This window comes from Vibrio thalassae (assembly GCF_900089835.1).
In the GTDB taxonomy this organism is placed as follows: domain Bacteria; phylum Pseudomonadota; class Gammaproteobacteria; order Enterobacterales; family Vibrionaceae; genus Vibrio; species Vibrio thalassae.
Map to the genome: position 1 here is coordinate 16001 of NZ_OANU01000093.1, position 23802 is coordinate 39802.

Below are 23802 nucleotides of genomic sequence, written 5' to 3' on the forward strand. Positions count from 1 at the left end.
AAATAATGGTATGAGTGGCGTGCTAAAGGGCAGGGCTTATATTTAATTAAGATGAAGCTCTTGTATTCATTAATGGGAGTCGGTATTTTGCCTTTAAAGCAATTAACAATAGCACGGAGCAGCAATGGGGTACGACAATATCCAAACAGGCCGAGAAGAAGCCACATCATCAAATAGGCTAACTCTTGGGAATGTACTTCCCAGTTTTGGTGAACAACAACCAGCTACCCACCTTTACGTATCTATTTCCGAGCTCATTATGGAAAAGATATTTTTCCATCCTAACTATGCATCCCTTGGTGAGTCCCTCGATTCGGTCGAACTTGAAGCCATTAACGCTATTTTGGGACAACGAAGTGCATCAGAATTTTTTATAGAAACCTTAGTAAACGAAATTAAGGCCGCGAATCTCAATAGCTATAATACGGTGCGCATCGAACTAAATGATGCTAATAGCTATGAAATGAGTGCTTTATTAGGCGGCGGTGCAGAGCCTGATGAGGTCAACCCGTCGTTAGGGCTACGCGGTGTATCGCGATTCGCCTCTGAATCATACAAAACCTGCTTTGCCTTAGAGTGTGAAGTGATTAAACGGTTAAGAGCAGAGGGTATCGATATCGAAATTATTGTTCCTTGTGTACGGGCGTTGAGTGACGCCGCCAAAATTATTGATAGACTGGCGGAGCAGGGGTTACCAAGAGGTTTGAATGGTCTGAAAGTCTTATTTGCTTGTGATACCCCATCTGCCGTCTTGCTATCAGAACGTTTGCTTCAGTATTTTGATGGGCTAGTCATTAAAGTAGAAAGCCTGACGCAACTGACGCTCGGTGTGGATATTAACCAAGAAGAGTTAATACATCTTTATGACCCACAGAATGACGCCGTACTAAAGTTGATCAAAGAGGCGGTGAGCTCAGCGAAAGAAGCTCGCAAGCCTGTGTTACTCACCATTGGCATGCTTGAGGATTACCCAGTGCTAAAAGATTTTATTATTGAGTTAGGCCCAATCGACGTGTATTCAACAGCGGCCTAATTTCAACAAAATTTGCCAAATCAAAGCTCCTAACTTTTTATGAGGTTAGGAGCTTTTTATTAACAAGTTTTTGACATATGGTTGGCTTTCTAGTTTACTGGTCAGACAAGTGTGAGAGAGGGAAGTTACATGTTGTCGCCATTACAAAAGGCCAATTTTTATCTGAACGCATTCGGATTCATGAAGGTGCCGTTAATTTGGTTATGTCGCCCAAAACTGCTGGAACTTAATGAAGAGAAGGTCGTGGTTAATATCCCGCTAAGACGGCGTACCAAGAACCATCTTAACAGTATGTACTTTGGAGTATTAGCGGTTGGGGCAGATGTGGCTGGCGGATTTATGGCGATGAGCAAAGCCCAAAAGCGTGGCAATAAAGTATCGCTGGCTTTTAAAGAAGTTGAGGGTAAATTCTTAAAACGTCCTGAAGCGGATGTTCAGTTTGTCTGTTCTGACGGAAGACTAATCGATGAGATGTTAGATGAGACATGTAGAACGGGAGAGCGCGTCAATCGGCCCGTCAAAATCACCGCCATTTGTCCATCTTTGCATGGTGATGAACCGATGGCGGAGTTTTCCTTAGTGTTGTCATTGAAGGCAAAGCTTTAACGTCCATTAGACACAAAGTTCGTGACTAAAGTGGTATCTGCTCAATATCAACGATTTTGGAACGACTGAGGACAATTTTCCAACGGTAGTAAACAGGGTCGTTGCCATGATTGTGCTCTTTTATAATGAGATTGAGCAGATGACGTTTTTCTAACGACTCTTTGACCACTTGCCCATCTTGTAGCTTATAGAAACGGTTGTTCGACTTATCCATCAAACGAGTGAGCGCTCTAAAATTAATGTTAATGATTTCACGAGTTTGATCGTAACCACTGGTGAATTTCGACGTCGCCATATCAGTTAGCGCTCGATAGTGGAGTATTTCCTCTTCCCGTTGTACCACACGTTTCTTGCGAATGGACTTAATTCTGTCAGGCATTTTTTCAAAGGTGGTGTAGTCAAGCCATTCAATTTTGCGACCGACTTCTTTTTTAGTTGTGGCGTCAATGTAATGTCTGCGCCATTTTGGTTTCCCCCTTTGTATCCAGCGCCACATAATATCGCGCAGGTCATCTTTAAAAACTTCGCGTAACGCATAGATGACAGAGAGGACAAAAATAAAGGACGCGGTGATTTCGCCGAGATAATCACGCGCTAATATGACCGCAGATGTCACGAAGAGCATCACAAGACCGGTCGCGGTGCCTTTGATAACCCGTTTTGTATTGCTACCTACCGATGTGGATTTTTCTTGTAAAACAACAGGATGTTCAATTAAACGGCGTAGTAGCCGCATTTTGTTACTAAGTCGCGTCGGGTCTTGGCGAACTTTTTCTGAGTTGTAGTTGTTAAGGTTTCGGTGCGCTTGCTCCTTCTCAACGATAGTAATCAGGCGATCTTTTAACGGGGTATAGGCTTTTCCGTTAGGGATATACACCACGAGTTCAAGGAATTTTTGCCCTGTGTACCAAGATAAATAATTATCAATATTGGCGTAGTGGCGTTTGAGACTCTCTTCATAAGGAATAGAGCGGCGCATTTTTTTCAGGATATCGAGAGCTAGCTCGATAATGACATCGATCTCATCCGCGGTGACATCTTCTTTTGCCGTTTCTTTCAACGTGGCAACCGCTTTATCCAAGGCAATCACGTATTGGTATGCGAATAAGCTCAAACTAACACGATATTGAGTGTTAGAAAGGCGCCCACGTTTTGCTAGGCGAGAGTGAACCAGAGGTAAGAGCGTTTCGTTACTGTAGTAGGCTCGCTTTTGTGAAATAGAATCGTAGTAGAAATCAGTTTCGGATACTAAATGTGACTTCATCCCTAATTCATTTGGGACAAATAAGAAAACATCCAAATCTAATCTTTTTGAATTGGCCATTACATGCGCGATTTTAAGTGTAATGGCGTCTTGCTTATCGACGGTGATCAAACAACTTCTCCGTGTGCTTTGATAACGTTAAGCATATCAGAACCATGGTAAACTAGCATCTTAAAGCGAGTTAGGTATAATCGCGCCAATTACCCCAATAGAGATAAACAAATGATTAACGTAGGTCGTATCAATCAGCTAGAAGTAACAAAAGAAGCGGATTTTGGTTGGTTTTTAGACGGAAAAGATTACGGTTCAATTTTATTAACCAAGAGGCATGCCCCTGAAGGCGTAGCCATTGGTGATGTTGTTGATGTTTTTCTCTACTTTGACGCAGACAATCAAATTGCGGCGACCACCGAGAAGCCAGTTGCTCAAGTAGGTGAATGGGGATTGATGAAAGTTGAAGGTATCAACAGTATCGGCGCGTTTGCAAGTTGGGGAATTAAAGAGAAAGATCTTTTGATTCCATTTAGTGAACAACGCGGTCGTTTGTCAGCGGGTCAAACGATATTGGTGTACGTATATACCGACAAAGCATCTGGGCGAATTGTTGGAACGACGAAGTTCAATAAGTTATTAGACAAGACGCCAGCTCGTTATACCACCAACCAACAAGTCGACCTTCTTATCGCTGAGCGAAGTGACCTGGGTTACAAAGCGATCATCAATGGTGAGCACTGGGGGATGATTTTCCCTTCAGATGTGTTTGGTAAGCTGTTTATTGGTAAACAATTAACGGGTTACATCAAGCAAGTTCGTAGTGATGGCAAGATTGATTTAACACTTCAAAAAGTCGGCGTTGCTAAAATGGATGATCTCAGTGAAAAGATCCTGAGTTTATTGGAGAAAAAAGGTGGTTTCTTACCGCTGAGCGATAAGTCAACGCCTGAAGCGATTTTCGCAACGTTCAAAACCAGTAAAGGAACGTACAAGAAAAGCATTGGTGGTTTATACAAACAAGGAAAGATCAGCATTGATAAAGATGGAATCCGCCTGATTCAAGAGTAACACGCGTTGGTCTTGATAGAACCGCATATAATGCTGACCAAAAAGAAGCCCAAAACTGATCCTGATTTGGGCCTAGGGGAATGGCTCAAGGAGAGCCTACGCTAACTGTTTAAAACGCACCTATGTCACAAAGTAGGGCGCTAAATACTGTTTTACCAAAGCTTAGAGTTTTTACTTCAAGCAATTGTTGAATCTGATTGCCTACGTCTCAATAACCCTTAAAGTGTAGTACAGAGCAGGAAAAAAGCGATGTGATTAGCGGTTTTTACTCGCAAAAACCGCTATCTATTTGGGTTAGAACAGGTTTTTGTCGCGTACAAGCTCTCGAGGCAAGCCATTCTTTACTCTATTTCCTACCCATTTGCCCAAGCCAATAATAAAGTCGTTGTAACTTACAAAGACTTCACCTTTACCAGTTAACCCTTCTGGTCTTACGTCTCGGCCCATAAACCACTCTCTTGCGTTCTCTTCAGAAAGCGCTACCGACGCAGTGTCGTTGCTCGTTAGGGCAGTAGCAACCTGATGCTGCCAGCGATAGCCCTTTTTGTGCTGTTCAGCGATTTTGATGCCCATTCGTGAAAAACGAAATTCACCCAACATAGGCTCTAACGCTTTAGGGAACAACCAAATATCGTTGTCGCGTTTCCACAGAGCACTGTCTGAAGGAAGGGTAAGCCCCATAGTTTGCTCTAGGTCTATTACAACGTCACTGGATTCTTTTTTCGTCAATGGTTGGAACGGGAACTTGCCGAGTCGTTTTTGGACTGATGGAGCAGAACTACTCCCTGTCTTTTTAAACTTGGCAATAAAGAAGCCTTCACTGTCATAAGTTTGAGGGAAAACGTGTAGGAAGCCTTCTGGGGTTGTGGCTTTGTCTGCGGAAGGAAACAAATGTTCTAACGACGAAATTTCAACAGCATCACCAAACGTGTTGGTAAGGTGTAGGGCAACCTGTTGATTTTCTTCAGGGCTTAACGCACAAGTCGAATAAACTAATGAGCCACCCGCTTTAAGTGCGTGAAATGCACTCTCAATGAGATCTTTTTGTGTTTGGGCAATGTCCTGTGTGGAGTTCAAACTCCAGTTTTTCATCGCGTCAGGATCCTTACGAACAGTCCCTTCACCTGAACACGGCGCATCGAGTAAAACCGCGTCAAATTGTTCTGGTAGCCATCCGCCAAACACCCGAGCATCGTAATTACTCATGGCGACGTTGCGAACGCCACAACGTTCAATATTGGCATGCAACACTTTGACTCGGCTCGCCGCGAACTCATTGGCGACCAATACACCTTCATTATTCATTAGCGCAGCGATTTGCGTTGTTTTCGAACCTGGAGCAGCTGCCATATCTAGTACGGTTTGAAATACTTCGTTGTCGTGAAATAAAGCACTAGGAGGAAGCATGGAGCTGGCTTCTTGAATATAGAATAACCCCGCCATATGCTCGGCGGTATTTCCCAGTGGAACGATGCTCTCATCAGCGTCTATCCAAAAGCCTTCTGAACACCAAGGAATCGCCGTTAAGTGCCAATCATAGCTTTTGGCTTTGTGTAAAAAATCCTCTACGGAGATTTTTAAGGTATTAACGCGAATACTCTTTCTTAACGGTCTTTGGCAAGCTGCAATAAAGTCTTCCATCTTAAGAGTGTTAGGGAGGAAGGTCTCAACATGCTTGAGAAAGTCTTCTGGTAGGTAAACATTGGCGTGCAAAATGATGCCTTTTGATTGCGGTTTTCGTTTAGCAGCGAATTATATACTCCGCGGTATTCAAATCAAATAAAAGCCCGCGATAGCGGGCTTGGTTCATACATCAATTAATGGGAGGGGATTGCTGTGCGCCACTTTGTCCATTTTTCTTCAGCAGACTTGTTTAAGTAAAATGATTGTCCAGGTTTCGCTTTGGGCTGAAGTTGATTACCTTCAGGCGTGGAGAAGGTAATGCCGCCACGAATCAGACTGTCGACGGTACCCGCCTTGATATTGGCGCCAGAAAGACCAATTTGCACGTCTAAACCTGACACATTCCAAAAAACACTGTTGGCGCGAACCAAATAAGCATAGTGAGGGTCAATTTGAATGTTAGATATCACTCGGTCAGCAAACGTGCCTAGTTCGACACTAGTGACACGGCCTACTTCAATATCGCGATAAAGAATAGGGGTGCCAGGCTTGATGGAACCACGGGTCTCACTTTGTAGTGTAAACTCGACGCCATTTTCTACTTTAGGGAAATCGTTTAGCTCAAATACCTTAGCGTTTTTACCTTTGCCAGGTTCGACAGCGATATATTGGCTTACAATAGCGCTCAGATTTTTCACACCATTGAGGCCAATTTGTGGTTTGACTATCCAATAATAGGTGCTAGCAGTGGTTAACTGATGCACATATTCAGGCAGAATTCGCGCTATTACTTCTACTCGCTCTTTCTCAAAGTCGGGTACCGTCAACATCACTTCACCCACTTTAACGCCTTGGTATTTCAGCGCCATACCTTTGTTGACTTGTTGTTCAGTTGTCGTGGTGTACAGAGTAATAGATTGTCCAAACTTGCGCGCTGAATTGAAATCTTGATAAAGCTTCCAGTTTTTGCCCGTTTTATTATCGATACCAGGCATGTTGTCAAAGGCAATACCACCATCTATCAGCGTTTTTAGTGGCGCAGCTTTGACATGAACGCCAGATAAAGACGCGTCGATTTCGACACCAGAACGATTCCAAAATACCGTCTGAGGCGTAACGAGGTGTTTGTACTTGTTGTCGATACTGGTATGGATATAGACGCCGCCATCCGTTAACGAATAATTAGAGACGCTACCAACTTGCATGTTGCGGTATAACACTGGGCTGCCTTCTTGAATCGGAGGCAGTTCGTCAGCAAAAAGCGTGAGACGCATGGAGCCTGTTTGGTCGTGTTTAGCAAGTTCCGCCAATGATTTAGTTTGGAACAGAGCAAACTCTGCTCGCTCTGTTTTCGCGCCTTCGCTGACAAAACTTATAGAGCCAGTCAGCAGCTGTTTCGCTGGTGGAACGGTAACGCTAAGACCCGCTTTGGTTAATTCAGCGGTAGCGCTACCTGTAACGAAAAAGCGGTTTTGAGAGCGAATAAGGTCTTTGTATTCAATATCAATGGCAATATCCATAGCCACTTGATCATTGATGAGTTCGACACTATTCAGTGTGCCAACAGGAATACCGCGATAAAGAACGCTGCTACCAGGCTCTAATCCAAACGAGTTTTCAGAAAGTAGTCGGATTGAAATGGACTTGGCCTGAACGCGATCGAGTTCATCTTGTTTAACGGCAATAAAATCACGAGCTTGATTGCCATTGCCAGGTACTAATGTCAAAAAGTTTCCGGTAATCAAGTTGGATAAGTTCTCGACACCAGATAGAGAAACTTTAGCTTCTTCTAATAAAAACAATGTACCCTGGTTAAGCATATCGCTGAATGCAGGCTCGATAGACGCTGAAGCAATGATCGAATCTCTTTTTCCATTTAGGGCAAGGTTGTTAATGCGTCCAATTTCTAGACCACGATACATGATTGGTGACCCATTAGCTTTTAGATTACTGTTGTCAGGTAGAGCAATTTGAATGGGGATACCGCGACCCGCTGTTTTGAGGTCTTTATAAAGTCTAAAATCTGTCCCAGCTTTAACCGGTTCTCCTCCGTCTGGTGAATCAACGGCAATAGCGCCAGCAAGGATCGCACTTAAGCTTTCAAGTCTAATATCCACTCCTTGGAATCCGACACTTGCACCGATACCACTGACGTTCCAGAAACGGCTCTTATCGGTAATGATGTGGCTAAACTCGTTTTGAATTGAAGCATTAATGCTGACGGTCTCAGCATTGCTATCTAACTTAAAACTGTACACTTCGCCAATCGGAATTTTCTTGTAGACGATCTTTGAACCGACCGAAATACCGCCTAGGTCTTTAGCTTTCAACGTCACGGTAAGCCCATCATTAACGGCAAGTTCTGTTGGCACCGACTCTAAAGCAACGTATTTAGACTTGGCACTGTCCGATTTAGTAGCAGGAAAAATCGCGATGTAGTTCCCGGACACTAAAGCATCCAGCCCTGAAATACCTGAAAGTGATGCAGACGGTTTTACTAACCAGAACTTAGTGTCTTCGCCGAGTAATTTTGTCGCTTCAGGATAAATGTCAGCGTCGACGTAGATATTGGTCAAATCTTCGGAGAGATTGATATCTCGTACCATGCCAACTTCAAGACCCTGATAGCGGATAGTGGTTCTGCCAGCTATTAGGCCTTGAGCATCAGAGAAATAGATTTGCACACGTTGCCCGGCATCATGGACGGCTTTTACTAGTAGCCAGCCCGCAAGCGCTATAGTCAAAATAGGCAATATCCAAAGAGGAGAGATACGTCGATCTTTCTTAATGTCTGGACTGTAATATTTTTGCTGTTGATTCTCGTTACTCATTAAAGCTACTACTCAACTTTGTTTCTGGTTGCAGGGAAGGTTTGGAATTGTGTCTATCCCACAACAGTCGTGGGTCTAAAGTTTCGGCGGCGAACATGGTTAACACCACCACGATTCCGAAGGCTACAGCGCCAAAGCCGGGGGTGAAGTTCAGTATCTGTCCACGGTCGACTAGGGTAAGCATGATCGAAATGACGAACAAATCGGTCATCGACCATTTGCCTATCCATTTTATCGCACGGTAAATGCGCATCTCGACTTTATGGTTTTTGACCTTGTCGAACTGAATACAAAACATGAGATAGCCAAGGCCAAGAATTTTTGCAACTGGTACAACGATACTGGCGACGAAGATGATAATGGCAATACCAAGCATGTCATTGTTTATTAAGGATGCTACGCCGGACAATATGGTGTCTTCTAAACGCTGACCATTGGTGATTAAAATTGAAATTGGCACTAGGTTGGCAGGAAAAATGGCGACGGTTGCTGCTATAAGTAGCGCCCAAGTTTTCTGCATTGAATTAGGTTTTCGATGGTAAAGAGGGCTATGGCAACGAACGCAGTTCTTGGCTTCAGGTTGAGATAAATGACAAGTGTGACAATGAATTTCTTTCGCTGCGACAGGTAGTGAACTTTCAGTTTGCCAGTTTTCCCAATAACGCCTGGTACTGACTCGATTGACCAACACTATAGTGAGTATTTGAAGAATCACTAAGCTGTAAAGTGCGTTTCCCACATAGATGTCAGAGTAATCTTGCAACTTAAAGCAGGAGATTGCCACACTTATCAAGAACACATCTAACATGACCCAATGTTTACTGTGGGAGAGAACGCTTAAGGATATTTTGAGTATATTAAACCAGCGAAATTTGAGTGCTGCATGAGCAGTAAGCACGGACGTGCACATAGCGAGTGGGGCGATGGTGTGGCAGAACAAAGTCAGTAAAGCCAAACCGGGATAACCCTCTTTAGCAAGGGCGTATACACCTTCCATTAATGTTCCCTCAATCATCATCCCAACGAGCCGGATAGTGATGAAATCGAAGTAATGAGAGGGAACAAAAAGCAGAAGGCATGTGATGGCGAGCGCTAAATTACCGCCTATGGAATAGCTCTCACTGCGATAGATCTGAGTTCCACAACGAGGGCAGTCGGCACTGTAGCCTTTCTTAAGATCAATAATGTCTACGGGCAGCTCACAGCATTGACACAAACGAACTTGGGTTGGTAGTCGCGCATGAGAACAAACACTCATCTTATACCACCATAAAAAGATGAGCGTTTCAGTTTAACGCTAACTCGCTGATTGCACTGAGCCATAAAGTGTCTGATACAGTCCTTCTGATTCGACCAGCTCGATGTGCGTACCTGATTGAGTGACTTGTCCATCTTCCAAGACATAGATTAGATCAGCCAGCTTTACTGCTGATAGTCGGTGAGCGACAATCAACGTGGTTCGGCCTTTCAAAAACTCACTCAAGGCGGTATGTAATGCCGCTTCGGTAGCAGTATCGAGTGCAGACGTAGCTTCATCGAGGATTACGAACTGCGGGTCACTTAATATCATTCTAGCAATGGCAAGCCTTTGGCGTTGTCCTCCGGATAACCGAATACCATTGCGACCAATTTGTGTTTCTAGACCGTCGACCAGTTTGTCGGTGACGTCTTGCAGCTGAGCGACTTTAAGTGCATTCCAAATGGAGATATCGTCGTACTCTCTGCCAAGTGTCAGATTATGCCTCAAGCTGTCATTAAAAAGTATAGGTTGCTGTAAAACAACAGCAATTTTATCTCTAATAATGTCGAAACCGATGTCATCGGTGTTAACACCATTGAAGCGAATGATGCCACTTCGCTGTTTATAAACACCAATAAGTAACTGGATGAGGGTAGACTTACCACCACCACTTGCACCGACCAACGCGACCTTCTTACCTGAAGGGATCTGTAAGTTGAGATGGTTAAGGACATCTTTATCGTTGTCGTACGAAAATGAGACATTCTCAACAGTGACATCGACTTGTTGATGAGGTTTAAACGGATTGATTTTGCTGACAGTCCGAGGCTCTTCGTCGAGCTCTAACAAACTGTTTATTCGGGTCAATGCTGCTTTAGCACTGTACCAAGAGAATTGAATACCGAGCAACTCTTGCACGGGACCTAACATGAACCACAAGTAACCAAATACAGCAAAAATCTGTCCTATCGTTAAATCACTAAACAACACCATGACCATCGCAATGGCTCTAAACAGCTCAAAGCCTAGTAAAAATAAAAGAAAAGATAGTCGGCCTGCGGCTTCTGATTGCCATGCGTACTTATCTGCGTTACTGCGTACCTCATTTGCTTGGTCTTTTAGTTGTTGTAGGTAATCTCGTTCACGATTTGCCGCTCTCAGTTGGTAAATGCCGTCGAGTGTTTCAACCAAACGATTTTGAAACTTCTCAAAGGCTTGGTTTTCTTGTTTTTTCAGGTGCTTCACCATGCCGCCCAATTTTCGAGAAAAATAGATCACAATGGGATTAACCAGCAGAATAAATAGACCTAGGCGCCACTCGAGCCACAGTAGGACAACCGCTGTTCCCAACACGGTAAGGAAACTGATAATGAATTTACTTAGGGTTGAACCAATAAACTGGTCGATGGTTTCTATATCTGTGATCAAATGAGCGTTAATGCCACCACTTCCGCGCGTTTCGTATTGCTGGATACTGATGCGGCCCAGTTTGTCGATCATCTTACAGCGAATTTTATAAGTGATCGTTTTTGATACCAAAGTAAACTGTCGACCTTGAAGGATGTTTAAACCTTGGCTGACAGTACGCATAAGAATGACGAGTACCAATGTTAGCGCGATATAGCCGATGGGAGTTTGCCAACTATCGAGCATCATTAGATTCATATATTGCAGGCCAGTTGAAGGTTGGTTCAGCAATACCTCGTCAACCATTAAAGGCATTAAAAGGGGGATGGGTACGCTGACTAATGTGGCGATTACAGCAATGATATTTGCCACAATAAGTCGAGACTTGTAATTTTTTGCTTGAGTTATTAACCAGGAGCGGCTAATAGTGTCTTTCGTACTTGTCATGCTTATGATAATAGTTCCTATTACGATTTGTGGGCATTGTACTGGTATTGTAAGATATTGAAAGTGTTATTGATGGACGTATCATGAATCTAGAAAACTACGAACGCTTGGCGAAGCAGGCCACAGCACTCATCGAATCCGAAACGGATTTTATTGCTAACTTATCTAATATTAGTGCACTTCTTTTCATGGAGTTAGATGATCTTAACTGGGCTGGTTTTTATTTAATGAAACAAGGCGAGTTAGTCTTAGGTCCATTCCAAGGAAAACCAGCGTGTGTGCGTATTCCTGTTGGCCGAGGCGTCTGTGGAACAGCGGTCGCAACCAACACGGTCCAACGTGTATACGACGTACACGCTTTTGAAGGTCATATTGCATGTGATGCTGCTAGTAATTCTGAAATCGTGATTCCATTTTCGATCGGTAGTGAAGTGGTTGGAGTTCTTGATATTGATAGCCCAACAATTGGTCGATTCAGTGAAATTGATGAAGAGGGACTCACAAACTTTATGAATTCGGTAGAAAAGGTGCTCAATTCACATACAAACGCGGCGTAAAATGAAATTTGCCTGTGGTTTTTCTAGTGCAGGTCACTATAATACCAAGAATATTTTTCTTAATGCTTTGCGGATAACCGCATTAACCAGGAACCCACATGGAAAACACTGAGAAGTTGAAGAACAGCAAAGAAATTATCGCGTATATTGCTGAATGTTTCCCTAAATGCTTTACTGTAGAAGGTGAAGCAAAACCACTTAAAATTGGTATCTTTCAAGATCTTGCTGAACGTTTAAAAGATGATGAGAAAGTCAGTAAGACTCAGCTACGTGCAGCGTTAAGACAATACACTTCTTCTTGGCGTTATCTACATGGTGTAAAACCAGGTGCTGTACGTGTTGATCTAGATGGCAACGAATGTGGTGAACTTGAAGCGGAACACGTTGAACACGCTCAAGCTACACTAGCTGAAAGTAAAGCGAAAGTAGCGGCTCGTCGTAAAGAGCAAGCTCATAAAGCTCGTGATGAAGGCAAGGCAAAACCAAAAGCTAAAAAGCCTCAAACACGTAAATCACACAACAATACTAACAAACCAGCGAAAGTAAATACGCCAGTTGAAACGCGCGCTTTGAATGCAGATGAAATGATCATCGGCAAACAAGTAAACGTAAACATGGGCAAAGGGAACATGGCTGCGACCATTGTTGAAATCAATAAGGAAGATGTGCGAGTTCAGCTAGTAAATGGCCTACAAATGGTTGTTAAAGCGGAGCACCTGCGCGCATAAAGGAGAAATTCCTACGCATGAAGTGCCGTTTAAAATTATCGATAGTAGCTGCTAGCCTTTGGCTAGCAGCTACATCAGCTCACGCTATGGAAGCGAAATCTAAAAAATCAGATATTCCTACCTTAGCTCCTGAAGTACAACACGAAACAGCCAGTAAACGTGTAACGTCTCGTTTTACTCGTTCTCACTACAAACACTTCACTTTAGACGATGAATCTTCAAAAGCGATATTTGCACGTTATTTGGAAATGCTCGACTACAATAGAAACATCTTCACCCAAGCAGATATCGACAAGTTTAACTCTTGGGCGAACCAGTTAGATGATCAACTCAAAGCCGGTAATAACCAAATAGCTTTCGACGTGTACAATTTGTCGATGCAAAAACGTTATGACAGATTTGCCTACGCCTTATCTTTGCTAGATAAAGAAATGAATTTTGATGTTGACGAAAAAATCACCCTAGACCGCTCAGAGGCTGCTTGGCCCAAAGATGAAGCTGAGCTAAATGAGCTTTGGCGTAAACGCGTGAAATACGATGCGCTAAATCTGAAGTTGGCTGGGAAAAACTGGGATGAAATCAAAGAGACGTTGAGTAAGCGTTACAACAACGCAATCAAACGATTAACTCAATCACATAGCGAAGATGCGTTTCAGATTTACATGAATGCTTTCGCTCGTGAAGTGGATCCTCACACCAGTTACTTGTCTCCGCGCTCTGCCGAGCAGTTCCAATCAGAAATGAACCTGTCTCTGGAAGGGATTGGTGCAGTTCTTCAGCTTACGGATGATTACACAGTTATTCGCTCTTTAGTAGCTGGAGGGCCAGCTTCTAAGAGTAAGAAGCTCGCTGAAGGCGATAAAATCATCGGTGTTGGACAAGATGGTGAAGAAATTGTCGATGTTATCGGTTGGCGACTCGATGATGTTGTTCAGCTCATCAAAGGTCCAAAGGGCACTAAGGTTAAACTGCAAATCTTACCTGCAGGTAAAGATGCGAAAGCAACCGTGGTTGAAATTGTTCGTGACAAGATTCGCCTAGAAGACCGTGCTGTCAAGTCTGAAATTATTGAAAAGGATGGCAAGAAAATAGGGGTGCTTGAAGTACCGAGTTTCTATGTCGGACTTTCCAAAGACACTGACAAGTTGATCTCAGAACTGAAAGAGAAGGGTGTCGACGGGATCGTTGTTGACCTGCGTAACAACGGTGGTGGCGCGTTGACGGAAGCGACTGCCATGTCAGGACTGTTCATTAATAGTGGTCCGGTGGTTCAGGTTCGTGATAGTTACGGTCGAGTGAATGTCAACAGTGATACTGATGGAAAGATCAGTTATCAAGGTCCATTAACCGTATTGGTCAACCGCTACAGTGCATCCGCATCTGAAATTTTTGCCGCTGCAATGCAAGACTATGGACGCGCCATTGTGTTGGGTGAAAACTCTTTTGGAAAAGGGACCGTGCAGCAACATCGTTCTTTAAACCACATCTATGATCTATTCGATAAAGAACTAGGCTATGTACAATATACGATCCAGAAATTCTACCGAATTAATGGTGGTAGTACTCAGAACAAAGGTGTGGTTCCTGACATCGCTTTCCCTACGCCAATCGATCCCGCTGAAACAGGTGAAAGTGTTGAAGATAATGCACTTCCATGGGACAGCATAGATAAAGCGAAATATACTGAGTTACAACGTAATGATGACTTGGTGACGTCGTTGACGAAAAAGCATGAGGAACGCATCAAATCGGATATGGAATTTGGATTTATTGCAGAAGACATCGCTAAGTACAAATCCGAGAAAGATGATAAAACTTTGTCTTTAAGGGAATCTGCGCGTAAAGCAGAAAGCGACAACAATGACGAGCTTCGACTGCAGCGTGTTAACTTACGTCAAAAAGCAGCAGGTAAAGAACCTTACAAGTCTTTGGATGATATCCCTAAAGATTACGAAGTTCCCGACGCTTACCTTGACGAGGCTGTCGCTATCACGGTAGATATGGTCAATAGTCAGCCGTAATCCTGTTATAAAAACCAAAAAGCGAGCGAAAGCTCGCTTTTTTTGTACTTTCTGAGTGCCTCAAAATTAATACATAAAATTAAAAAGCGTGATTTAGATCAAAATATTTAGCAATCTCGTACTAACCCACCTAAGCTTAAAGTAACTGTAAGGGGGATACATATGAGATGGATCACGCTACTTTTATGTGTTTTTTCGTTTGGAGTGTTGTCTGAAATACGAAGGGACAACAATGACTTAACGCAATTTGACCAACCGTTTTTGTTGGGCGACTGGTACTTGGTAAATCCAAGCCCAGCAGAAGGGCCGGATACCTTTTTAGCTATTAAACTGACGCTGGAGTCTAATTACACTTTTTCGATTGATATCCAAAAACAAGATTACAGTATTGAGCACTGGGAAGGGTTATTCACCGCCAATGATGACACCATCATTCTCGGACTGAATAGTGATGAACCACAAGCCTACAGTTATAGTGGCAATCATAATATGCTCAATTTGAACGGTGTGGTTTTTACCAAGGCGTTATCAAATGCGCTAGCGGGAATTTGGTCTTCGGTGAGCGTGACTGGCAACGACGAGCATGCTCAAGAAATAGCTCGAATGGACCTAATTCTCCAACCTGATTTCGTATTTACGTTTCGTGTGAGTTCAAGCGATGGCGATGAAGCGATTCATAGTGGTGTGTATTACACAGAAGATGACCATATCGTCTTGCTTTATAAAGATGGTGAACATGACGCGACTTATACATTGAACCAAGATGAACTCACTCTCGAAGTTGAGGGTGGTGATATGTTTGCCGTCCTCAATCGCATCCGTTAACATCAGCAACAATCCATTAAAAGCGTCAACTTAGTTTGACGCTTTTTTTATGTCCAATTCTGCACAGTTACTTATCAAAGGTATATAATCGTCAAGGATTAAGCGAACTTTGCTAACGATAATAATATAAGGACAAAGGATGACCGAGTCAGCACCTAAAGCCAAATACCGTAGCGACTATCAAACATCGTCGCATACGATCACAGATGTCAATCTTACTTTCGACCTTCACGAAACCCAAACTAAAGTGACCGCCGTTTCACAAGTTAAGCAACTTGGTGACGAGAGTACTTTAGTGCTGGATGGAGAAAATGTTGAACTTATTAACATGTCGGTTAATGAAGAAGCCTGGAGCGATTTTACCATTACCGAAACTGGCATAGAAATTTCAAATCTACCTCAAGAGTTTGAGTTGGTAGTAGAAAACTATATTTCTCCATCAACAAACACTGCGCTGGAAGGCTTGTACATTTCTGATGGATCATATTGCACGCAATGTGAAGCGGAAGGCTTCCGACGCATTACTTATTTCTTAGACCGACCAGACGTTCTTGCCAAATACACAACAAAAGTCATCGCCGATAAAACGGCTTTCCCATATCTTCTTAGCAACGGTAACAAAATAGAACAAGGTGAACTAGAAGGTGGTAAACACTTCGTCACTTGGGAAGATCCGCATCCTAAGCCTTCATATCTATTCGCTCTCGTTGCTGGTGACTTTGATGTGCTTCGTGATGTCTTCAAAACACGTTCAGGCAGAGATGTTGCTCTGGAAATTTTCGTAGACAAAGGTAATCTCGACCGCGCTAACCATGCCATGGTTTCACTGATCAACTCGATGAAGTGGGATGAACAAAGATTCGGTCTTGAGTATGACTTAGACATTTATATGATCGTCGCAGTCGACTTCTTTAATATGGGTGCGATGGAGAATAAGGGGCTAAACGTCTTCAACTCTAAGTTTGTGTTGGCTAATGACCAAACAGCAACAGACACCGACTACCTTGGAATCGAAGCTGTTATTGGTCATGAGTATTTCCACAACTGGACGGGTAACCGAGTGACTTGTCGTGACTGGTTCCAGTTGAGTTTGAAAGAAGGTCTAACCGTCTTCCGCGACCAGGAGTTCTCTTCTGATTTAGGCTCTAGGTCTGTGAATCGTATTAATAATGTTCGTATTATTCGTGGTCCGCAGTTTGCTGAAGATGCTAGTCCGATGTCGCACCCAATCAGACCAGACAAAGTTATTGAAATGAATAACTTTTACACGTTGACTGTCTATGAAAAGGGAAGTGAAGTCATTCGAATGATGCATACGCTGCTAGGCGAAGATAAATTCCAAGCAGGTATGAGACTTTACTTTGAAAGGCATGATGGTACTGCTGCAACGTGTGAAGATTTCGTTTGTGCAATGGAAGATACATCGGGAATCGATCTGAAGCAATTCCGTCTTTGGTACAGTCAATCGGGTACGCCAACACTAACGGTTACTGATAGTTATGATGAATCTGCGAAGACTTATACACTTAAGGTTTCTCAACACACTCAGTCGACTCAAGATCAAGCGGACAAACAAGCGTTACATATTCCATTTGACGTAGAACTGTATGACGAACATGGAAATTGTTTTGAGTTACGCTGTAACGGTTCTGAGTTAAATAATGTGTTAAACGTGACTCAGAATGAACAGGAATTTGTGTTTGAGAACATCGCATCGAAACCGGTGCCTTCGATGCTTCGTGAGTTTTCAGCCCCGGTTCGTCTTGATTTCGATTACAGTGATGAGCAATTAGCCTTTCTCATGATCAACGCGAAAAACGATTTTGCCAAGTGGGATGCTGGGCAGATGTTATTAGCGAAGTACATTAAGTCTAATGTGAGTTCTGTTCAAAGTGGCGGTAGCGTTGAACTGCCAAGCTTAGTGGTTGACGCATTTAGAGGCGTTCTCCTAAACAAGGATCTGGACGAAGCGTTTATTGCTGAAGCCTTATCATTACCAAGCTTTAATGAAGTGGCGGGATGGTATAACACGGTAGATGTCGATGCAGTATGTGATGTGTTAAAAGGCATTAAGTCATTACTAGCAGATGCTCTACAAGATGAATTATCCGCACTCTATCAGACTTTGACTCAGTCTGATTATTCGATTGAGCATGATGCAATTGGCAAACGCTCGTTAAGAAACCTGTGTTTACAATATTTGGTTAACGTTGAAGACTATCAACACTTAGCCGAGCAACAATACCGCAATGCTAATAACATGACGGACACTATTGCTGCGATGTCAGCAGCAAATAGTGCATCACTTTCGTGTCGTCAGTCACTGATGGATGATTACAGTGAGAAGTGGAGTCATGACGGATTGGTGATGGATAAATGGTTTGCCCTACAAGGTTCTAACCCAGCAAGTAACGCTTTAGATAATGTGAAACATTGCATGTCACATAAAGCGTTTAGTTTAAGCAACCCTAATCGTACTCGTAGTTTGATTGGGTCTTTCTTGAACATGAACCCGCGTCGCTTCCATGATATCTCGGGTGAAGGTTATCAATTTGCTGGTGAAATCTTAATGCAGTTAAATGAGTCAAATCCACAAGTTGCTTCACGGTTAATCGACCCGTTGCTTAAATTGAAAAAGTACGACGAGAAACGTCAGGAACTGATTAAACTCGAATTGAATAAATTGCGCAGTTTGGACAACTTAGCTAAAGACTTATTTGAAAAAGTTACCAAAGCACTAGAGTCGTAATAGCAAACAGCCAGCACTGTATATAAATACAGTGCTGGCTGTTTTGTTGAGTAAAGCTAAGGAACAATGCTTAAATTGATTAACATTCCAACAATATGAAACAGTACTACTTTAATCTCAATATTTCCTATCATGACTATTTGGCTCACTATACTGGTTATGCATTCAGTATTTTGGTTGTCACCGACGAGCGTTTAAAACTACAAGTTCCAGCAAGTCGTTTTCGACCATTTTTGACACAATTGGGTCTTAGAGGCCGATTTAGATTGATAACTGACCAGAACAATAAGTTTATACGGTTAGAATCACTGTAACTTCTCTAAATTATAGTGATATGAATAAGTGCATCAGTCACACAATCAAACATTTCCCTGAAACTTCCTCCATTTTTTATTAACTCTTTATCAATAAAACTTTTACAATATAGAACAAGCCTACACCCCTAACAAAAACAAAAAGTGGAGCGTTTCTATGACCACGCGCGAACCCGTTGTTCCGGTTCTACTGGAGAAAGTATATAAGTTGATTGAATCCAAAGTTGAAGGGAGCAATCAACCTTTAGTTACTCAACTCGCTAAACACATTTTCAGCAATGTTTCCCCTGATGATTTGCTGCAGAGAAATGAATCTGATCTTTACGGTGCTGTAGTGAGTTTATGGCATCATCTCAATGAGAAAAAATACGACGAAGTCTCGGTTCGAGTATTTAATCCGACTGTTAGCCGTCATGGTTGGCAATCAACGCACACTATTTTAGAAATTGCGGTTCCTGATTCGCCGTTCTTAGTGGATTCAGTCAAGATGGCACTAAATCGAGTCGATCTGACCTGTCATATAATGCTTCATGGTCCAACTCAGTTTGAGCGCGACGAGCAAGGACACATAACATCGGTTAATGAAGGGAAAGGGCATTTACAGTCGATTTTCCATATTGAAATCGATCGCTTAAGTGACAAAGGAGAAATGTCGGCGCTCAAGGATGAATTAGTCTCTATATTCGAAGATACGAGTTTAGTGGTGAACCAATGGGAGGCGATGTCTGACAAGCTAAAGCAAATTACCAAAGATCTAATTAAAAACAAAAAGAAACTTCCTGTCGAAGCCGATCGTTTCGATGAAACTATTGCGTTTTTAGCTTGGGTTGGCAACCACAACTTTACCTTTATGGGCTACAAAGAATTTGACCTTATTAATGAAGAGGGAGACTCAATACTTAAGCCCACAGAAGAGAAAGGTTTAGGTTTATTTGCGAATCAACAACGCGTTCGTCCGGTCAAAATTTCTGAATTTTCTGACTCAGCGCGTTTAGAAGCGAAAAAGCCTTTCTTACTGATACTGACGAAAGGCAACAAAACAAGTCGTATCCACAGACCTGCATATACGGACTATATTGGTATCAAGAAGTTTGATGCCAACGGTAAGGTTGTAGGGGAACATCGTTTTACCGGACTTTATACTTCTGCCGTTTATAATCAAAGCGTGTCGACCATTCCACTTATTCGTGAGAAAGTTGATCGTATCTTGGATGCAAGTGGCTATCGAAATGGATCCTACTCATACAAAGCGCTTCGCAATATTTTAGAGAACTACCCACGTGATGAACTACTTCAAGCTAAAGAAGAAGAATTACTTGAGATAGGTATGGGTGTGGTTCAAATGCAGGATCGTGATTTGATCCGTCTGTTTGTTCGTAAAGATCCGTTTGGTCGTTTCTTCAGTTGTATGGTCTATGTTAGCAAAGACCGCTACAACACTCAGCTTCGTAAAGATACACAACGGATCCTTCAAAACTACTTTGGTTGTGAGCAGGAAGTTGAATTTACGACGTATTTCTCCGAAAGCCCTCTGGCTAGAACCCATTACATTGTAAGGGTTGATAACAACAATATGGATATGGATGTGAAGGCGATAGAAAGAAACCTAATGGAAGTATCTGCGTCATGGGATGATCGCCTTTCAGAAGCAATAGTTGCTAACTTTGGTGAGAGTAAAGGCCTGCCCTTATCAAAAGTGTACTCAAGAGCGTTTCCTCGCTCTTACAAAGAGGACATGATGCCAACCTCAGCCGTCGCAGATATTGAACGACTTGAAGCGCTCGATGAAGAAAACAAATTAGGAATGTTGTTCTATCGACCACAAGAAGCGGCGGTAGATTCAAAGGAAGTAAAACTTAAGCTATACCATCGTGATGAGCCGATACATTTGTCTGATGTTATGCCAATGCTTGAAAATCTTGGTCTGCGAGTGATCGGTGAATCACCGTATGAGATCGTTAAGTCAGATGGCGGAACATACTGGATCCTAGATTTTGCAATGCTACATAAGAGTGATGCGGTTGTCGATCTTCGAGAAGCTCGCGATCGATTCCAACAAGCATTCGCTGCAATTTGGTCTGGTGGTTTGGAAAGTGATGGTTTCAACCGTCTTGTGCTAGGGTCCGGATTAACTGGCCGTGAAGTGTCGATCTTAAGAGCGTATGCGCGTTATATGCGTCAAGTCGGCTTCCCATTCAGCCAACACTATATTGAAGACACTCTGAATCATTACCCAGATCTAGCAAAAGACCTGGTTGAGTTATTTACACAGCGCTTTATGCCTTCTCTAAAAGGAAGCAAGAAAGGGCAACAACGTGTTATTGATAAGATTCACAAACAGTTAGATAAAGTAGAAAGCTTGGATGATGACCGTATTATCCGCCGCTACGTCGAAATGATTTCTGCTACGTTGCGCACTAACTACTATCAGAAAGATAGCAATGGTGTTAACAAGCCTTGGTTATCTCTAAAGCTCGAGCCAAAGAACATTCCAGAAATTCCAGCTCCAGTACCTGCGTTTGAAATCTTCGTTTATGCGCCGGACATTGAGGGTGTACACCTACGAGGTGGTAAAGTTGCTCGTGGTGGTTTGCGTTGGTCAGATCGCCAAGAAGATTTCCGTACTGAAATACTTGGGTTGGTGAAAGCGCAACAAGTTAAGAACACGGTGATCGTACCTGTAGGGGCAAAAGGTGGTTTTGTTTGTAAACGTCAGCCACAGCTATCATCACGTGATGAGATATTTGCTGAAGGGCAACGCTGTTATAAACAGTTCATTAGAGCATTATTGGATGTATCGGACAATATTGTTGAAGGTGAAATTGTTCCACCGAAGAGTGTGGTGCGACACGATGAGGACGATCCTTATCTGGTCGTGGCTGCGGATAAAGGAACAGCGACGTTTTCGGATCTAGCCAATTTGGTGTCAGCAGAATACCAGTTCTGGCTAGGTGATGCGTTTGCTTCTGGTGGTTCTAATGGCTATGACCATAAAGCAATGGGCATTACCGCTAAAGGTGGCTGGGAGTCGGTTAAACGTCACTTCCGTGAAATGGGTGTTGATTGTCAGAACGAAGATTTCACTGCTGTTGGTGTTGGTGATATGGCAGGGGATGTATTTGGTAATGGGATGTTGTTATCGAAGCACATTAAACTTCAAGCTGCATTTAACCATATGCATATTTTCATTGATCCCAACCCACAATCATCGGCGAAAAGTTGGGACGAACGTAAGCGACTCTTTGATCTGCCGCGCTCAAGTTGGGAAGACTATGATCCTAAATTGATCTCGCAAGGCGGTGGCGTTTTTGCGCGTAAGGCAAAGTCGATCACTTTAACGCCAGAGATCCAAAAGATGCTAGGGACTAAGAAAGCATCGATGGCGCCAAATGATCTTATAAAGATGATTTTATCCATGAAAGTCGATCTGCTGTGGAATGGTGGTATCGGTACCTATGTTAAATCCAGTAAAGAAACACATACGGATGTTGGTGACCGCGCTAACGATGTATTGCGTATCAATGGCAACGAACTCAAAGCTAAGGTAGTTGGTGAGGGTGGTAACTTGGGTATGACTCAATTGGGTCGTATTGAATACGCTTTAACTGGTGGTCGCGTTAATACTGACTTTGTCGATAACGTGGGTGGTGTGGATTGCTCTGATAACGAAGTTAACATTAAGATCTTCTTGAATGGTCTGGTGTCTAACGGCGATCTGACGGTTAAGCAGCGTAATGAAATCCTTGAATCAATGGAAGATGAGGTGGGGGAAATTGTACTTGATGATGCTTATTGTCAGTCAGAGTCTATCTCAGTCACAGAATTCCAAGGCGTATCGCTGGTCAAAGAGCAGATTCGTTTCATTCACACCTTAGAAAAAGGCGGCCATTTAGATCGTGCTCTAGAATACATCCCATCAGATGAAGAGCTACTTGAACGAGAAAAACAAGGCATTGGAATGACAAGGCCTGAGCTTTCTGTGCTGGTAGCTTACGGCAAGATGGTATTGAAAGAAGAGTTAGTGACTGATGAGATCGCAACCGATGCGTATCATCAGCAGCAATTGACACAATACTTCCCATCGGAGTTACGCCGTAACTATATTGACAGCATGCCAACGCATCCGTTGAAAGCTGAAATCATCTCTACGATGCTTGCAAATCAGATGGTTAACGAAATGGGATGCAATTTCGTGACTCGACTGCAAGAAGAAACCGGCGCTACGGTAGTTGATATTGCTAATGCATATGCCGCGTCTAGAGAAATTTATGGCTTCGCTTATACGTTCGAGCAAATCCGTAAACTTGATAATGTGGCGAGTTCAGAAGCGCAATATGAGTTGCTGTTTATTGTTCGCCGAACGTTACGTAGACTCGCTCGTTGGATCTTGCGAAATCGTCCAGGTAAACAGTCGGTAGAACAGCTTATCGCGCGTTATCGTGATGATGTCATGAAAGTAGAGGAAACGCTTGAGGCCTGCTTAGTTGCTGAGGAGGTGGCTGAACATCGTCTACAAGCTGAAAATTGGGTAGAACAAGGCGTAGGCAAAGAGCTTGCTAACTATGTCGCTCGTTTATCTAGCCTACTATCTGCTGTCGATATATCAGAAATTGCTGCTGAGGCTAACTATAGCGTAGAGCAAGCTTCCAAACTTTATTTCCATCTAGGGGATCGCTTGTCTTTACACTGGTTCTTAAACCAGATTAATAGCCAAGGGGTGGATAATAACTGGCAAGCTCTCGCTAGGGCTGCATTCCGTGAAGATTTAGATTGGCAACAACGTTTGTTGACGGCTCAAGTACTAAGATGTGGATGTGGCGGAGAGGGCGAAGACGTTATCCTGTCACTTAATAATTGGATGGAAACGAATGCAAGTAGTTTGCTTCGTTGGGAAAACATACTCAATGAGTTCAAAGTGGGTAATGTCCATGAGTTTGCTAAGTTCTCTGTAGCACTTCGTGAACTCAGTCTGCTGAACCTAAATTGTGCGAATACCCAATAAATCGTTTCAGCCGATCGATATTTCGAATAATAAGCGCCTAAATATAGGCGCTTTTTTTGTGACTCTTCGAAAATTGAGTGACATTGTCACTAA

15 protein-coding genes are annotated in these 23802 nt (G+C 42.9%); 10 read left to right on the top strand and 5 right to left on the bottom strand.

Annotated elements, in window-relative coordinates; translation table 11 throughout:
* The first annotated feature begins 124 nt into the window (after positions 1-124).
* Together VTH8203_RS18745 and VTH8203_RS18750 are read left to right on the top strand one after the other, a co-directional pair.
* Positions 125-1033, top strand: coding sequence for a putative PEP-binding protein (locus VTH8203_RS18745; protein ID WP_096995003.1), 909 nt, complete (start codon positions 125-127; stop codon positions 1031-1033).
* Positions 1034-1162: 129 nt separating this feature from the next.
* Entirely contained in the window at positions 1163-1639 is a 477-nt protein-coding gene (locus VTH8203_RS18750; RefSeq protein ID WP_096995004.1) for a PaaI family thioesterase, read from the top strand.
* Positions 1640-1664: 25 nt separating this feature from the next.
* Here VTH8203_RS18750 and VTH8203_RS18755 read toward each other — a convergent pair whose 3' ends face one another.
* Positions 1665-3014, bottom strand: a complete 1350-nt coding sequence (locus VTH8203_RS18755; protein ID WP_096995005.1) for a hypothetical protein — start codon at positions 3012-3014, stop codon at positions 1665-1667.
* A 111-nt stretch (positions 3015-3125) separates the two neighbouring features.
* Between VTH8203_RS18755 and VTH8203_RS18760 the strand changes: the two genes are divergently transcribed.
* Positions 3126-3965, top strand: a complete 840-nt coding sequence (locus VTH8203_RS18760) for a CvfB family protein (protein ID WP_096995006.1) — start codon at positions 3126-3128, stop codon at positions 3963-3965.
* 294 nt (positions 3966-4259) lie between these two features.
* Here VTH8203_RS18760 and rsmF read toward each other — a convergent pair whose 3' ends face one another.
* From rsmF to VTH8203_RS18780, 4 genes are all read right to left on the bottom strand, one after another.
* Entirely contained in the window at positions 4260-5678 is a 1419-nt protein-coding gene (rsmF, locus tag VTH8203_RS18765; RefSeq protein WP_096995007.1) for a 16S rRNA (cytosine(1407)-C(5))-methyltransferase RsmF, read from the bottom strand.
* A gap of 104 nt (positions 5679-5782) precedes the next feature.
* A complete protein-coding gene (locus VTH8203_RS18770) occupies positions 5783-8419 on the bottom strand; it encodes an MlaD family protein (RefSeq protein WP_096995008.1) in 2637 nt (878 codons plus the stop codon).
* Entirely contained in the window at positions 8412-9677 is a 1266-nt protein-coding gene (locus VTH8203_RS18775; RefSeq protein ID WP_096995009.1) for a paraquat-inducible protein A, read from the bottom strand. Before VTH8203_RS18775 ends, VTH8203_RS18770 begins: the two co-directional genes overlap by 8 nt.
* 39 nt (positions 9678-9716) lie before the next feature.
* Positions 9717-11513, bottom strand: coding sequence for an ABC transporter ATP-binding protein (locus VTH8203_RS18780; RefSeq protein ID WP_096995010.1), 1797 nt, complete (start codon positions 11511-11513; stop codon positions 9717-9719).
* Positions 11514-11596: 83 nt separating this feature from the next.
* Between VTH8203_RS18780 and msrC the strand changes: the two genes are divergently transcribed.
* The 7 genes from msrC to VTH8203_RS18815 all read left to right on the top strand — a co-directional run bounded on the left by msrC (position 11597) and on the right by VTH8203_RS18815 (position 23709).
* Positions 11597-12070, top strand: a complete 474-nt coding sequence (gene msrC / locus VTH8203_RS18785) for a free L-methionine (R)-S-oxide reductase MsrC (RefSeq protein ID WP_096995011.1) — start codon at positions 11597-11599, stop codon at positions 12068-12070.
* Between the two features lie 98 nt (positions 12071-12168).
* Entirely contained in the window at positions 12169-12798 is a 630-nt protein-coding gene (gene proQ / locus VTH8203_RS18790; RefSeq protein ID WP_096995012.1) for an RNA chaperone ProQ, read from the top strand.
* Positions 12799-12815: 17 nt separating this feature from the next.
* Positions 12816-14819 (top strand): carboxy terminal-processing peptidase, encoded by a 2004-nt coding sequence (gene prc / locus VTH8203_RS18795; protein WP_096995013.1) that lies wholly within the window; start codon positions 12816-12818, stop codon positions 14817-14819.
* A gap of 162 nt (positions 14820-14981) precedes the next feature.
* Positions 14982-15644, top strand: coding sequence for a hypothetical protein (locus VTH8203_RS18800; protein ID WP_096995014.1), 663 nt, complete (start codon positions 14982-14984; stop codon positions 15642-15644).
* Positions 15645-15783: 139 nt separating this feature from the next.
* Positions 15784-18393: an aminopeptidase N gene (gene pepN / locus VTH8203_RS18805; RefSeq protein ID WP_096995015.1), complete on the top strand. Its 2610-nt coding sequence runs from the start codon at positions 15784-15786 to the stop codon at positions 18391-18393.
* A gap of 95 nt (positions 18394-18488) precedes the next feature.
* Entirely contained in the window at positions 18489-18707 is a 219-nt protein-coding gene (locus VTH8203_RS18810) for a DUF2835 domain-containing protein (protein ID WP_096995016.1), read from the top strand.
* 157 nt (positions 18708-18864) lie between these two features.
* Positions 18865-23709 carry an NAD-glutamate dehydrogenase gene (locus tag VTH8203_RS18815; RefSeq protein WP_096995017.1) on the top strand — a complete coding sequence of 1615 codons (4845 nt, stop codon included), beginning with the start codon at positions 18865-18867 and terminating at the stop codon, positions 23707-23709.
* Positions 23710-23802 lie beyond the last annotated feature (93 nt).

Bases quoted from the DNA above. Each gene is read 5' to 3' on its own strand.
- pepN (WP_096995015.1), top strand. From the start codon at position 15,784: ATGACCGAGTCAGCACCTAAAGCCAAATACCGTAGCGACTATCAAACA.
- msrC (WP_096995011.1), top strand. From the start codon at position 11,597: ATGAATCTAGAAAACTACGAACGCTTGGCGAAGCAGGCCACAGCACTC.
- VTH8203_RS18760 (WP_096995006.1), top strand. From the start codon at position 3,126: ATGATTAACGTAGGTCGTATCAATCAGCTAGAAGTAACAAAAGAAGCG.
- VTH8203_RS18745 (WP_096995003.1), top strand. From the start codon at position 125: ATGGGGTACGACAATATCCAAACAGGCCGAGAAGAAGCCACATCATCA.
- VTH8203_RS18750 (WP_096995004.1), top strand. From the start codon at position 1,163: ATGTTGTCGCCATTACAAAAGGCCAATTTTTATCTGAACGCATTCGGA.
- VTH8203_RS18815 (WP_096995017.1), top strand. From the start codon at position 18,865: ATGACCACGCGCGAACCCGTTGTTCCGGTTCTACTGGAGAAAGTATAT.
- VTH8203_RS18810 (WP_096995016.1), top strand. From the start codon at position 18,489: ATGAAACAGTACTACTTTAATCTCAATATTTCCTATCATGACTATTTG.
- proQ (WP_096995012.1), top strand. From the start codon at position 12,169: ATGGAAAACACTGAGAAGTTGAAGAACAGCAAAGAAATTATCGCGTAT.
- VTH8203_RS18775 (WP_096995009.1), bottom strand. From the start codon at position 9,677: ATGAGTGTTTGTTCTCATGCGCGACTACCAACCCAAGTTCGTTTGTGT.
- VTH8203_RS18780 (WP_096995010.1), bottom strand. From the start codon at position 11,513: ATGACAAGTACGAAAGACACTATTAGCCGCTCCTGGTTAATAACTCAA.
- prc (WP_096995013.1), top strand. From the start codon at position 12,816: ATGAAGTGCCGTTTAAAATTATCGATAGTAGCTGCTAGCCTTTGGCTA.
- VTH8203_RS18800 (WP_096995014.1), top strand. From the start codon at position 14,982: ATGAGATGGATCACGCTACTTTTATGTGTTTTTTCGTTTGGAGTGTTG.
- VTH8203_RS18770 (WP_096995008.1), bottom strand. From the start codon at position 8,419: ATGAGTAACGAGAATCAACAGCAAAAATATTACAGTCCAGACATTAAG.